The organism is Enterococcus cecorum DSM 20682 = ATCC 43198 (assembly GCF_000407565.1).
GTDB classification, from domain to species: domain Bacteria; phylum Bacillota; class Bacilli; order Lactobacillales; family Enterococcaceae; genus Enterococcus_E; species Enterococcus_E cecorum.
Genome location: NZ_ASWI01000003.1, coordinates 35,892 through 49,253, shown reverse-complemented (window position 1 = coordinate 49,253; position 13,362 = coordinate 35,892). Strand labels below are relative to the sequence as shown.

14 protein-coding genes are annotated in these 13,362 nt (G+C 38.2%); all 14 read left to right on the top strand.

All coding sequences use genetic code 11. The features are described 5' to 3' along the window. The first annotated feature begins 185 nt into the window (after positions 1 to 185). The 14 genes from I567_RS00910 (at position 186) to I567_RS00845 (ending at position 13,358) form a co-directional block, all read left to right on the top strand. The gene (locus tag I567_RS00910; protein WP_016250373.1) at positions 186 to 596 is read left to right on the top strand and encodes a hypothetical protein; all 411 of its coding nucleotides are present in this window, start codon (positions 186 to 188) and stop codon (positions 594 to 596) included. A gap of 21 nt (positions 597 to 617) precedes the next feature. Then, on the top strand, positions 618 to 2,045 hold the full coding sequence (locus tag I567_RS00905; protein ID WP_016250372.1) for a flotillin family protein: 1,428 nt from the start codon (positions 618 to 620) through the stop codon (positions 2,043 to 2,045). 2 nt (positions 2,046 to 2,047) lie between these two features. Then, a complete protein-coding gene (locus I567_RS00900; RefSeq protein ID WP_016250371.1) occupies positions 2,048 to 2,359 on the top strand; it encodes a heavy metal-binding domain-containing protein in 312 nt (103 codons plus the stop codon). Between the two features lie 234 nt (positions 2,360 to 2,593). Continuing rightward, a complete protein-coding gene (locus I567_RS00895; RefSeq protein WP_016250370.1) occupies positions 2,594 to 2,944 on the top strand; it encodes a bacteriocin immunity protein in 351 nt (116 codons plus the stop codon). Between the two features lie 130 nt (positions 2,945 to 3,074). Then, positions 3,075 to 3,818: a MurR/RpiR family transcriptional regulator gene (locus I567_RS00890; RefSeq protein WP_016250369.1), complete on the top strand. Its 744-nt coding sequence runs from the start codon at positions 3,075 to 3,077 to the stop codon at positions 3,816 to 3,818. Continuing rightward, complete coding sequence (locus tag I567_RS00885) at positions 3,812 to 4,528, top strand: MurR/RpiR family transcriptional regulator (protein WP_016250368.1); 717 nt, start codon at positions 3,812 to 3,814, stop codon at positions 4,526 to 4,528. The genes I567_RS00890 and I567_RS00885 overlap by 7 nt, the downstream gene beginning before the upstream one ends. A 150-nt stretch (positions 4,529 to 4,678) precedes the next feature. Beyond that, positions 4,679 to 6,010 (top strand): PTS sugar transporter subunit IIC, encoded by a 1,332-nt coding sequence (locus I567_RS00880; RefSeq protein ID WP_016250367.1) that lies wholly within the window; start codon positions 4,679 to 4,681, stop codon positions 6,008 to 6,010. Positions 6,011 to 6,031: 21 nt separating this feature from the next. Next, positions 6,032 to 7,459: a 6-phospho-beta-glucosidase gene (locus tag I567_RS00875; RefSeq protein WP_016250366.1), complete on the top strand. Its 1,428-nt coding sequence runs from the start codon at positions 6,032 to 6,034 to the stop codon at positions 7,457 to 7,459. Then, entirely contained in the window at positions 7,460 to 8,338 is an 879-nt protein-coding gene (locus tag I567_RS00870) for an ROK family protein (RefSeq protein ID WP_016250365.1), read from the top strand. A 189-nt stretch (positions 8,339 to 8,527) separates the two neighbouring features. After that, on the top strand, positions 8,528 to 8,743 hold the full coding sequence (locus I567_RS12865) for a type II toxin-antitoxin system RelB/DinJ family antitoxin (protein ID WP_016250364.1): 216 nt from the start codon (positions 8,528 to 8,530) through the stop codon (positions 8,741 to 8,743). A 149-nt stretch (positions 8,744 to 8,892) separates the two neighbouring features. After that, positions 8,893 to 9,348 (top strand): hypothetical protein, encoded by a 456-nt coding sequence (locus tag I567_RS00860; RefSeq protein ID WP_016250363.1) that lies wholly within the window; start codon positions 8,893 to 8,895, stop codon positions 9,346 to 9,348. 13 nt (positions 9,349 to 9,361) lie between these two features. Then, positions 9,362 to 10,132 (top strand): DUF6681 family protein, encoded by a 771-nt coding sequence (locus I567_RS00855; protein ID WP_016250362.1) that lies wholly within the window; start codon positions 9,362 to 9,364, stop codon positions 10,130 to 10,132. A 42-nt stretch (positions 10,133 to 10,174) separates the two neighbouring features. Then, positions 10,175 to 10,486 carry a hypothetical protein gene (locus I567_RS00850; protein WP_016250361.1) on the top strand — a complete coding sequence of 104 codons (312 nt, stop codon included), beginning with the start codon at positions 10,175 to 10,177 and terminating at the stop codon, positions 10,484 to 10,486. A 427-nt stretch (positions 10,487 to 10,913) separates the two neighbouring features. Then, a complete protein-coding gene (locus I567_RS00845; protein ID WP_016250360.1) occupies positions 10,914 to 13,358 on the top strand; it encodes a heavy metal translocating P-type ATPase in 2,445 nt (814 codons plus the stop codon). Positions 13,359 to 13,362: the final 4 nt, after the last annotated feature.

The following is a 13,362-nucleotide window of genomic DNA, read 5'->3' as shown; positions in this document are numbered from 1 at the left end:
TTTTACCTATATTTGTTTTTTTACTACGACTGAATAAATTGTTTGAATTGTAGATAAATCTCTTTCAATTGTTTGCATCATAAGGATTAACATCTAGGTCTTAAGATGGATTTTTTCCTGTCTTGCTTGAACAGAAAATTAAACAGTGTTATTATACAGGTATAGAACTTAAAGGGATGAGCAAAATGCAAGCACTAATCAATTGGTTAAATCAGTCAATAGCCACCTTACCGGATTTGATGCAAGCTCTGGTGTGGGTAGGTATCATTAGTTTGGGGCTTATCGGACTTTACCTGATTTTTAGTCTAATTTTTGCGCCGTTTATGTATCTTTATAATAAGTGGACCGACCACAATCAAAGCAATTCACTCTCAAAGGAAGATTATTTATTAGGTGAATTGACCGTCAAGATTAAAGGGGATTCGATTGGGGAAGTAATGGAAACAGGTAGTGGTCATGCACGTGCGACTTTTCCTGCCAAATTATTCCGTCCAAAAGATATCAAAGCAAACCTTGAAATTCCGGCTGGTAGTAAGGTCTTGATTGTCGAATTTGATGCTGAAGGTCGGGCACTCGTCGTCAATTATCCGCGTTAAAAAAAGAAAGAAGTGGTGTAGATGTTTAGTTTTTTGGGAAATCCGATTTTTTGGATTGTATTCGTTGTCTTAGCTTTAGTGATCTTCTTGATGGTCCGTTATCGTATAGGAAAACCCGATGAAGCCTTGATTGTAACCGGTTCATTTTTAGGTAAAGAAGGCATCAAGATTTTAAAAAACAGTGGGACTTTCGTGATTCCAATTGTGCAAAAAGCGCATAAATTGAGTTTGCTTACCCACAAATTAGAAATCGGCACACCAGAAGTTTATACCGAACAAGGCGTGCCAATCAAAGCCAGTGCGACCGTTTTAGTAAAAGTGGGCAATAGTACCGAAGCGATTAAAACAGCCGCTGAACAATATTTAGGCAAATCAACCGCTGAATTAGAAGATGAAGCACAAGAAGTATTGGAAGGTCATTTACGTGCAATTTTAGGGACTATGACCGTAGAAGCTATCTACAAAAACCGTGATGACTTTGCGGAACAAGTCCAAGCCGTGGCATCTACTGACTTACAAAAAATGGGTCTAGAAATTGTCTCCTTTACCATTAAAGATGTGAGTGATCCAAATGGCTATTTAGATGCTCTGGGACGTCCACAAATTGCCGAAGTGAAGAAAAATGCTGAAATTGCAGAATCCAATGCGTTGCGCGAAACTCGTATCAAACAAGCCGAAAATGAACAATTGGCGCAACAAGAAGAAATTCGCCGCAAAACCGAAATTGCTGAAGCGAATAAAAACATGGCCTTAAAACAAGCGCACTATAAACAAGAACAAGAAGTAGCTGTGGCACAAGCAGAACAAGTGGCTGTGGGTGAAAAGATGAAGGTTCGTTTGATTGAACAAGAAAAGAATATCGAAATTCAAGAAAAACAAGCCGAATTAACTGAAAAAGAATTAACCGCAACACTTCGTAAAAAAGCTGAAGCCGATAAATATGTGGTAGAACAAAATGCCTTAGCGAAAAAAGCTCAAGAAATTGCCTATGCCCAAGCTGAAGCCGAAAAGATCAAATTAGCTGCCGAAGCTGAAGCCAAAAGAATTGAAAAACTAGGGCAAGCCGAAGCCGAAAAGATTGCCAAAGTCGGTCAAGCACAAGCGCAAAGCAAGGAACAAATGGCCTTAGCTTTACAAAAATTAAACGAAGCTGGGGTATTAGTCGAATTTATCAAAGTCTTACCTGCAATTGCTAAAGAAGTCAACGCGCCAATTAGCAATATCGATAAAGTGGTTAGCTTTGGAGCTGGCGATGGTGTTCATCAAATGGGAGAAGCTGGTTTGGCACGTACTTTTGAAACCATCAAAGAAACCACAGGACTTGATTTAGTGAACTTAATCAACGAAACGATGTCTAGAAAACAAGCCAACCAAGAAATTGTTGCAGCACTTGAAGGACAAAAAGTACAACCAGAAGTAAAAGAAAAGATAGAAGAAGAGGGAGAATAAAGATGATTGTTACAACAACAGAAAGAATTCCAGGAAAAGAATACGAAATTATTGGGGAAGTATTCGGCTTAACGACCCAATCGAAAAACGCGATTTCTGATATTGGTGCAGGATTAAAAAGCTTTATCGGTGGTGAAGTCAAAGCCTACACTAATATGTTAGAAGAATCACGGGAAGTAGCAGTTGAACGTTTGAAAGAAAACGCCAAAGCCATGGGTGCCGATGCGGTTGTTATGATGCGCTTTGATAGCGGCTCAATCATGCAAGAGATGCAAAGTGTGGTCGCATATGGGACTGCTGTAAAATTTAAATAATAAGTCATCTACATCCCGTAAATGCGTTGAATTTAGTTGCTTTTGCGGGATGATTTTATTGTGAAAGTTTTTGCTTATTGCTTGAGAAAAAAGGCAAATAGGAGTAGAATAGGGATGTAGGAAAATTCTGAATTTTTAATTTCCCCTTTTTAAGCGGATAAAATGTAAACGCTTAAATATGTGTGAGCAAAGAAATTCGAAGTGACAGTATAGTAAAAGAGGGGAGGGTTTGTTATGGAAGTATCAGCTGTAAAAGAAAAGGTACATGAGTTGTATAATTTACTAATTGCGCATACGAAGGAAGAACAAGCGACATCATGGTTAGATATTACAGATTGTCTGTTGCAAGTTTACAAAAAAATCGACACTAATCCTTCTCCGCCAGTCTTCATTAGCAAGTTAGTCAACTATATCTATCTAACCGCAGTGGATGCTCGTTTACATTTTACACCGCAAGAAGAAGGGTTGATTAACGAATTGAACCACTATGCAAATGAGGCGGGTATCAATCGGCAATATCGGGCCAATGCAGTGGATAAATCACAGTTCTATGATTTAACCGAGTATTTGCCAATTAGAAGATAGATGAATCATAATAGGATGTGAGGCAAGAATCGTACATTGCTTGACATCCTTTTTTTAGTTTTGTTAAATGTTTCGATTTGTTACATTTTGAGCTATACTAGGATTATTAGAGTGCGATGGAGGGATAAGCATGTTTTCAGTGGAACAGATTAAGCAATTAAACAACCTAGAAAGAGAAGTCTACCAAGCGATTTTACAGCAAAAAGAAGCTGTACTCCACAAGACACTAAAGCAGCTAGCAACAGAAATCCATGTATCACCAAGTACGATTTTACGATTTTGTAAAAAAGTGGGATGCAATGGTTTTACAGAGTTTAAAATTCGTTATCAGTTATTTTTAGCAAAAAAAGAGACCTATCAATTCTCTGATAGTGTCAGTGAAATACTCGATTATTTCTATAAAATGGATAAGGATCAATTTTATGCAAAAGTCCACCAGGCTGCGCTCAAAATATTAGCAAGTGAAGTCGTCATTTTTGTTGGCGTCGGGACAAGCGGTATTTTGGCACAATATGGGGCACGATATGTAACAAATATGGGGAAGATGTGTTTTGCCTTGGTTGATCCGTTTTACCCCATTGTTCAAAATAATAGGACCAAAGCAACCGTGATTGTCTTATCAGAAAGTGGTGAAACAGAAGAAACGCTGAATCAAACCCAACATTTAAAACAGTCAAATAGCTTCATCATCTCGCTAACAAATCATAGTGATTGTACCTTGGCGCATTTGGCTGATTTGAGTTTTACCTATCATCTCAATCGTCAGCGGAGTCTAGAGTATTTTGATATCACATCACAGGTGCCGGTCTTATTTATACTTGAGTCTATTGGGAAAACAGTCAAAAAGCTTGTATTGGAGGGAAATGAATGGTAGAAAAAATAGAATTAACCAAAGCAGAACGAAAAATCGATTTGTTTGTAAATGCCAATAGCGAAAAAGTAGGCTATATGAGCGTTCGAGTTTTGGCTGCAGAAATCGGTGTATCAACAGCAAGTATTTTGCGCTATATTCATAAATTATCCTTTCCGTCTTATAAAGCCTTTCAATTGCATTTGAAAGAGCAAAAGGTACCGCAAACTTTCACTTATTCTTCTAATGAGATAATTAGCTGTTTGCAAAGGTTAGACACAGATTTCTTTTCGGAACAATTGCAAGAGGCGAGTGAATTGATTGATGCTGCAGATGTTGTCTTGTTTGGCGGAATTGGGAATAATGAAGGAATTGCGCAGTATGGTGCACGTTGTTTTTCCAATAATCATAAATTTGCGTTGAGCTTAAATGATCCGTTTTATAATTTACAATCCTTGCCACAAAATATGTTGTATATTGCGATTAGCGTCTCCGGAGAAAGTATCGAAATGGTTCGCTTGGTTCAGAATTTTAGAAGTAATCATGTACCAATATTAACGATTACTGCAAATAGTCATTCTACTATGAGTGCTTTATCTGATTTGACTTTATCTTACTCTTTACCTGAACAAAGAGAAGATGAGTTTTTTGATATGTCTTCTCATATTCCGGTGGTATATATTATCGAAAAGTTAGCCAATTATTTACGAAAGGCCAAAAGTAACAATTCGTGACAATTTTGTTACTTTTTTCAAAGAGTGAGATATTCTGTTTTTAGAAATCAGAAGTATTCAAAGTGGTAAACGGATACAATATAATAATAGGTGAAAATGATCGATTATTTATCGAAGGGCCTAACGAAAAAATATTTAAGGAGCATCACTATGAGTTTCATGAATTCAATGCAGGAAAAAATGGAAGCGACATTAGTTCCATTAGCTGCCAAAATTAATGGACAAAGACATGTGGCTGCAGTACGAGATGCATTCACTTTAGCTTTTCCAATGACCTTAGCGGGTTCGATTATCGTTTTGATTAATTATGCGATTTTATCGCCAGATGGATTTATAGCGAAATTATTACATTTAGGGGCAATTTTCCCTCATTTAGCAGATTATCAAGCATTATTATCTCCGGTTTTAAACGGAACAGCCAATATTATGTCGATTCTTATCGTGTTTTTAACGGCTTATAAATTAGCAGAAACCAATCAAGGCGATAAAGTCTTAGCCGCTGTCACTTCTGTAGGGGTATTCTTTATCATTTATCCTCCTTATGTTGCTACAAAAGATGGCGCCCAAGCATTGTCTACAGGATTTTTAGGGGCACAAGGTTTGTTCGTTGCTTTAATTATTGGTTTATTAGTGGGCGAATTTTTACCACGTTTGCAAAAAAATGACAAACTACGTATCAAGATGCCAGATGCCGTTCCACCAGCAGTATCGCAATCATTTACATTGTTAATTCCGATTATTATTGTGTTGGTGGCTGCTTCTGTTTTAAACTTTGCTTTCAATATGATTGCCGATGGCGGTTTACAATATATGATTTACAATGCGATTCAAGCGCCATTCTCAAAACTTGGCGGCAATATTGTCACCATTTTACTTTTTACGATTGTCCAACAATTCTTATGGGTCTTAGGTATTCATGGACCAAATACGATGACTGCTTTACGTACAGTGATGTTTGCTGAAGCGGGGGTTAAAAACTTAGCTTATTATGGCACACATGGGACAACGATTGGCACACCATTCCCTGTTACTTGGAGTGGAATTAATGATGCATTCGGAAATACAGGTGGTTCTGGGGCTACGCTAGGCTTGATCATTGCGATTTTCCTAGTGGCTAGAAAAGATAAACAACAAATGGAAATTGCTAAACTCGGTGCAGTGCCTGGTTTATTCAATATTAACGAACCACTGATTTTCGGTCTACCAATTGTGATGAACCCAATTTATTTGATTCCATTTATCGTGGCTCCAGTTGCTTGTAATATCTTTGGCTGGTTATGCGTGGCGGCATTTAAGATTATTCCACCAGTAGCAGTTGATGTAGGTTGGACGACTCCAGGGTTCTTAATTCCATTCCTAGGTTCAGGTGGTACGAATTATCTATCCTTGTTAATTGGTATTTTATGTGTTGCTTTAAGTACGATTATTTATTTACCATTCGTGAAGGCTGCAGCAATTGCAAATATGAAAGGTCAAAAATAAGAGAGTAAGGTGAAGGTAAAAATGTCATTTAAAAAAGATTTTCTTTGGGGTGGTGCGGTGGCTGCCCATCAATTAGAAGGAGCATATGATGTTGACGGTAAAGGTTTAAGCATTATGGATTTAGCAACGGCAGGAACAGCACAAAAGCCAAGAAGGATGACTGCGACGATTTTGCCAGATGAAGTGTATCCAAACCATGATGCCATTGATTTTTATCATCACTATAAAGAAGATGTGGCACTATTTGCGCAAATGGGCTTTAAATGTTTCCGTACATCGATTGCCTGGACGCGAATTTATCCAACGGGTGAAGAAGACCAACCAAACGAAAAAGGCCTCCAGTTTTATGATGATTTATTTGATGAATGTTTGAAATACGGCATTGAACCTGTCGTTACGTTAAGCCACTTTGAAATGCCTTATCATCTTGTTGAAAAATATGGCGGTTGGCGTGATCGTAAGCTAATCGATTTGTTTTTAAAATTTGCGATAACTTGTTTTAAACGTTATCAGCATAAAGTGAAATATTGGATGACATTCAATGAAATCAATAACCAAGCCAACTATAATAGTGAAGGCAGCATTTATGGCAATTCGGGTGTTTTGTATCGAGAAAATGAAAATCGTGAACAAACGATGTATCAAGTGTCGCATTATGAATTAGTGGCTAGTGCATTAGCGGTGAAAGAAGGGAAAAAGATTAATCCTGATTTTCAAATTGGTTGTATGATTGCGATGTGTCCGATTTATCCAGCTACTTGTAAGCCAGAAGATATCTTGATGGCTCAAAAAGCGATGCAAAAACGTTATTTCTATACGGATGTGCATGTTTTTGGCAAGTATCCAGAAAATATTACTGCTTTATGGCAACGCAAGCACTTTGATTTGGATGTGACGCCAGAAGATTTGGCTGTCTTACAAGAAGGTTGTGTCGATTATATTGGCTTTAGCTACTACATGTCCTTTGCAATTGCGCATAAAAAAGAAAATGTGCACTATGATTATGATGAAACCCATGATTTAGTTAAAAACCCTTATGTCAAAGCCAGCGATTGGGGATGGCAAGTCGATCCAGTGGGCTTGCGATATGCTTTAAATTGGTTCACTGATCATTACCACAAACCATTATTTATTGTTGAAAATGGGTTAGGTGCTTATGATGAAATTGCTGCAGATGGCGAGATTTACGATGATTATCGTGTGGATTATTTAAGCGCACATATTGAGCAAATGAAGTTAGCTGTAGATGAAGACGGTGTTGATTTAATGGGGTATACTCCGTGGGGCTGTATTGATTTGGTTTCAGCAAGCACCGGGCAAATGAGTAAACGTTATGGTTTCATTTATGTAGATAAAAATGATGATGGCACTGGTACTTTGGCTAGAAAGAAAAAACAGTCCTTTAACTGGTATCAAAAAGTCATCGCAAGTAATGGAGAGATTTTGTAGATGGATGTTTTAACGCTTGATATTGGTGGTAATTTTATTAAATATGCCATGATTGATGAACAGTTGAAAATGCATGGCAAAGGTAAGATACCTACACCAAATGACACCTTGGAAAATTTATTTTTAGCAATAGATGAAATTTTTCAAAAGTTTCATGCACTTGATGGTTTGGCGATAAGTATGCCGGGTGCGATTGATAGTGATTCGGGAATTGCCTATACTGGTGGGGCGTTGGAGTATATTCAGGAGTTGCCCTTAGTCAGCCAGCTATCAGCGAAATATCACATTCCCGTTTGGATAGGTAATGATGCCAAATGTGCTGGATATGCCGAAGTAGGCTATGGCGTTTTACAAGATGTAGAAGATGCGATGGTTCTAATCTTGGGTACGGCGATTGGCGGGTGTATTATACAAAATAAAAAGGTACGTCAAGGCAAACATTTTGCGGCGGGCGAAGTTTCTAATTTGATGGTGGACTACCATGATCCCGAGCAACTTTGGTTTATGCAAGGCGGAAAAGATGGCTTGTTAGCTGTTGTTCAAAAACATCTTGAGACAGAAGAAGTGTATACAGGTGAAGAAATCTTTGCCTTACTTGCTGCGGGAAATGAAAAGGTAGAGGCTGCTTTAGATGAATTTGCTAGAGCCTTAGCCGTTCAGATTTTTAACTTGCAAGTCGTGTTGGATGTTGAGAAAATCGCAATCGGAGGCGGGATTTCGGCCCAAGATATCCTGATTGAAAAGATAAATCAACAATTTACCAGTCTATTTACCAATCCCAATGGCTGTATTGTTGAAATTCCAATCGTGGCTTGCCAATATCGTAATGATGCTAACTTGTTAGGTGCCTATTATCAATTTCAACAAGTCTATTCATAATAAATGATAAAAAGCAATCGTTTGTCTATCAAATGATTGCTTTTTACTGTGTTAAATTTACGGTAAGAAGAAAAGAAAGAGGCGATAAGTGTGTCTGTATCATCAAAAAAACAGCTAGTATTTTTACCAGAGTAACGCCCGAATTAAAAGAAGAAGCTTAAAAAAGTTCTCGATCAGCTACAAATTCCAATGTCAACCGCGTTAAGCATGTTTTTACAACAAGTGGTGAATCAACAGAGAATCCCATTTGAAATAAAACTACCGCAAAAACCAGTAGATTACGATTCCTTAACCAAAGAAGCCTTTGACCGCGAAATTCAAAAAGGCTTGGATGATTATGAAAAGGGTCATATTGTAAGTGCGGACAAAGTAAAACAAAAATATAGTTCTCAAGATCATCGGTAATTGCGCCGGTGCTTTTTTCATGCAAAATTCACAAAAGTAAAGTTAATCTTAAGACTATTAAAAGTTGGCTAAGTTTAAGGCGGACTTATTGAAAGTTTCAGCAAATCGGCGTATAAAGAATAAGAAATCAAAGAAGAGAGGGAAAGGCTTTGAAGAAAGTAGCGCCGATTGTAAAACCTATTGCCGTCTTAACTTTATCGGTATTAATTGCAACCACAACGGGAATTATCAATAGTGAAAGTTACCGTCAACCAAGTGTAAAAACACCAACGAGTACAACGACTACGAGTACAGTTGTTTCCACGCCAAAAACGAGTGCGACTAAAGAAGAAAAAACGCAAACAACGACTAGTTCGACGGAAAGTACCCCAACACAAAAGGACAAAACAACTGATAAAGAGCAGACGGTAACTAGTCAAGATACCGAGAGTCAAAATAACGCAACAGATGAGAAACAAAATCAAAATACCAATAATCCAAACACGAATCAAAACCTAGAAAAAACGGAAAATAGTCAAGAGAAGACCCAAGAATCGACAAATAGCACACAAGAAAATGCCCAAACAGACACGCAAGCAAATGCTAATGAAGCCAGTCAGTCCTAAGAGGTGAACGAAATTGACATTATTAATTGATTTAATTAGTTCTTTTCATAAATTTCTAGGTTATTTGGAAATCAGTCCCAAATATTTAAATCGTGCGTATACGATTCTTAGTATTTTTCCGACCTTGTATATTTTACGGATTATTTATGGCTTGTTTTTAAATCAACACTATCTGCAAATGCTCTTATATAGCTTAGTCTTTTTAGTTTTGGTTTATTTTATCGTATTGAATAGTTTTTATTATTTTCTGGATAAAAATTCTAAATACGATGTGACGCAACTTTTCGCCAAATATTTACCAGAGGATGCGCTGAATATACAAACGAGCAGCTCTAAGAAAAATAATGCTTTTGCCGGCGAATTAGACTTAATGCAAGTACCGATTCACTTTGGTAAAGATTATCAACTCCTAGTCAATCAAGTGGTTGAACAATGTATCCAAGCCAAACAATTGCCACTTGCTGAGGACTTTATCAAGCAGCAACAAGGTTATGCATTGGAAAAAAATACGCTCTTTCCATTTTATGATTTGGCCCAAGTCGGACAAAAAGAATATGTAGTACGCATCGGCTCGAGTTATCAACGTTTATTTGAAGTCGGAATGATTCGCCTAAACGAGGAGGAGGAATTGAAACCAGTGGGATTATTCTTATCTGGTGGCGATTTTTATATGAATGGTCAACTTTTCCACGAACCTTATCAATTAAAATTAATGGCCAAAGATCAAGCGCTCAAGGAAGTGCCGACGATTTCACGCCAAGCAAGACGCCATCATAGTCTATAATTGTGTAGTGGTTTTGTGTATAATGGTTTTGAGGTGAAAGTGATGTTCGAACATTTTTCAGAAATTGATTTACATATTGTCGAATTACCTGTAGAAGTTCAAGATGGCAAGCCTGTCTATCAAGGATTTATCCAAGAATTCCCCTATATGCAAGACATAGCCAACTCCAAGCGCGAACTCAATAAAGCCTTGATGGAGCAGTATTATGCTTATGTCGAGGAGCAACGTCAATTATATGCCCAAGATTTAGAAGAAGAACCGATGACTTCTTCGTTACTTAGCTATGAAGAATTGCTGAAATATTATGACGGCGAACAATTTGACGGCTTTGAGTGGTCTAATGAAACAAAATAATAAAAGGCTCATCTAGTTTCTATAGCTAGATGGGCCTATTTTTTTATTTCATTTTCTGCCAGATTTTGTAAAGTAATACGCACATCACGACTTGTAAAGCGATAGGAACGAGTCCAAATATAAAACTTAGCAACGGTATTAAATTAGTATACATCATCATTGTACTCACACCTTTCATTTTTCGCACTTATAACAACTATTTTCCTGCCTGACTTCCTCTACTAGCTTAAGTATAACATGTAAGCGATTTTTTCAAATGAGAATCACTTGGCTTGTCAAACAGTATAACTATTTTTCATAAAAATCAAGCAAAAATGATTGACGAAAAGGACAATGTTGCGTACACTAAACTTATAAGTTGATTACAAATGTAGACGAAATAGCTTGCAAGTTGTTTGCAAGCAAATATAGATTGTGAGGGATGTTTATGAGTCAGGCAACTTATCCAATTAAAGGCATGCACTGTGCTTCGTGTGCGCAAAATGTCGAACGCACGATTAAAGCCTTGCCGGGAGTAAAGAGGGCCAATGTGAATTTAGCCAGCGAAAAGCTAACCGTTGATTATGAACAAAACCAAGTCAATGTCGATGATATGGCGCAAGCGGTGAAGGGAATTGGTTTTGAACTAGTCAAACCAAGTGATACAGAAGTGTTTGGTATTCAAGGGATGAGCTGTGCATCTTGTGCGGCTAAAATTGAACAAGCGACCCGTAAATTACCCGGGGTTGCCAGTGCTAATGTGAACTTAGCTACTGAAAAATTAAATATTGAGTATAATCATCAAGAACTAACAGCCAATGAAATCATGCGAGCGGTCAAAGAAGCAGGCTATCAAGCGTTTATCTTAAAAAAAGACGATGAAGAAAAATTAGCGCAAGAAAAACAAGCAGCTATTAAACAAATGTGGCGTAGATTTGTTCTTTCGTTCGTCTTTACGGCACCTTTATTATATTTATCGATGGGACACATGGTTGGCTTGCCACTACCTGGTTTTCTTCATCCAAGTACCTCACCGATTGCTTTTGTGACGGCGCAGTTGGTTTTAACTTTGCCAGTGCTGTACTTTGGTCGTTCTTTTTACCTCAATGGTTTTAAGATGTTATTTAAGGGACATCCGAATATGGATTCTTTGGTCGCATTAGGAACGAGTGCCGCTTTTATCTATAGTTTAGTTGGTACATTTGCCGTGTATCAAGGTCAAGTGGAATTTGCCATGCATTTATATTATGAGTCGGCAGCGGTTATTTTGACGTTGATTACGCTTGGTAAAACGTTTGAAGCCATCAGTAAAGGCAAAACTTCGGAAGCTATCAAGGAATTATTAGCTTTAGCACCGAAAAAAGCAGTTGTATTGAAAGATGGTAAAGAAAAATTAGTCGATATCGCACAAGTGGCAGTAGGAGATGTCATTTTGGTCAAACCAGGAGAACGTATCCCAGTCGATGGCGTGATTACAGAAGGTCGAAGTACGGTGGATGAATCGATGTTGACCGGAGAAAGCATGCCTGTAGAAAAACAAGTGGGCGATACTGTTATTGGTGCTTCCATCAATAAGACAGGCAGCTTCCAATTTACAGCAACCAAAGTCGGTGAAGATACCACCCTTTCACAAATCGTTCAATTAGTCGAAGAAGCACAAGGCACCAAGGCACCGATTGCCAAATTAGCCGATCAAGTTTCAGCGATTTTTGTTCCCGTGGTGATGAGCTTGGCCATTTTAGCCGGGCTTGCTTGGTTGATTTTTGGTCACTCTGGTTTAGTGTTTGCTTTAACGATTATGATTTCCGTTTTAGTCATTGCATGTCCATGTGCATTAGGCTTAGCGACTCCTACAGCAATTATGGTCGGTACTGGAAAAGGCGCACAACTAGGAGTTCTCTTTAAAAATGGGGAAGCACTAGAAACCGCTCAAGAAATTCAAACCATTGTCCTTGATAAAACTGGCACGATTACAAAAGGTCAACCAGAAGTCCGCGCCATCCAAACTTTTGCCAATTTCACAACTGAAGAAATGCTTTATTTAGCAGCCAGTGTCGAAAAACGCTCAGAACATCCATTAGCTCAAGCCATTTTACAAGCAGCCAAAGAGGCACAAATTACTCTTGGACAAGCTTTTGAAGTGCATACCGTGACTGGTCAAGGGATTCAAGCCAAAGTCGATGAAAAACAAGTGCTATTAGGAAATGAAAAACTCATGCAAAGTTTTGATGTTGAAATTGAAGCAGTGCAAGCTCAAGTGGCTCAATTATCTAGCCAGGGCAATACGGTGATGTATGTCGCAAGTCAAGGAGAATTGATTGGACTTATTGCGGTGAGTGATCCGGTCAAAACAAGCAGTCCTCAAGCGATTCAAGACTTGCAAAAAATGGGCTTAGAAGTCGTGATGCTAACTGGTGATAATGAACAGACTGCCCAAGCAATTGCCAAACAAGCTGGCATTACGCAGGTGATTAGCCAAGTGTTACCAGATCAAAAGTCACAAGTGATTCAAGAATTACAAGCGCAAGGAAAAAAAGTGGCGATGGTTGGCGATGGCATTAATGACGCTCCAGCTTTAGCCCAAGCAAATGTTGGTATCGCAATAGGTACAGGTACGGATATTGCCATTGAGTCTGCCGATATCGTTTTGATGCGCGGAGATTTAAATGGTGTCGTTTCAGCCTTACGTTTGAGTAAAGCTACCATGCGCAATATCAAAGAAAACTTATTCTGGGCTTTTGCTTATAATGTTTTAGGCATCCCGGTGGCGATGGGCTTGTTACACTTATTTGGTGGCCCGTTGCTTAACCCGATGTTAGCAGGTGCGGCGATGAGTTTTAGTTCCGTCTCAGTATTATTAAATGCCCTACGTCTAAAAAGATTTAAAGGATAACAAA

Coding starts and splice junctions, on each gene's coding strand:
- I567_RS00910 (WP_016250373.1), top strand. CDS start 186: ATGCAAGCACTAATCAATTGGTTAAATCAGTCAATAGCCACCTTACCG.
- I567_RS00905 (WP_016250372.1), top strand. CDS start 618: ATGTTTAGTTTTTTGGGAAATCCGATTTTTTGGATTGTATTCGTTGTC.
- I567_RS00900 (WP_016250371.1), top strand. CDS start 2,048: ATGATTGTTACAACAACAGAAAGAATTCCAGGAAAAGAATACGAAATT.
- I567_RS00895 (WP_016250370.1), top strand. CDS start 2,594: ATGGAAGTATCAGCTGTAAAAGAAAAGGTACATGAGTTGTATAATTTA.
- I567_RS00890 (WP_016250369.1), top strand. CDS start 3,075: ATGTTTTCAGTGGAACAGATTAAGCAATTAAACAACCTAGAAAGAGAA.
- I567_RS00885 (WP_016250368.1), top strand. CDS start 3,812: ATGGTAGAAAAAATAGAATTAACCAAAGCAGAACGAAAAATCGATTTG.
- I567_RS00880 (WP_016250367.1), top strand. CDS start 4,679: ATGAGTTTCATGAATTCAATGCAGGAAAAAATGGAAGCGACATTAGTT.
- I567_RS00875 (WP_016250366.1), top strand. CDS start 6,032: ATGTCATTTAAAAAAGATTTTCTTTGGGGTGGTGCGGTGGCTGCCCAT.
- I567_RS00870 (WP_016250365.1), top strand. CDS start 7,460: ATGGATGTTTTAACGCTTGATATTGGTGGTAATTTTATTAAATATGCC.
- I567_RS12865 (WP_016250364.1), top strand. CDS start 8,528: ATGTCAACCGCGTTAAGCATGTTTTTACAACAAGTGGTGAATCAACAG.
- I567_RS00850 (WP_016250361.1), top strand. CDS start 10,175: ATGTTCGAACATTTTTCAGAAATTGATTTACATATTGTCGAATTACCT.
- I567_RS00845 (WP_016250360.1), top strand. CDS start 10,914: ATGAGTCAGGCAACTTATCCAATTAAAGGCATGCACTGTGCTTCGTGT.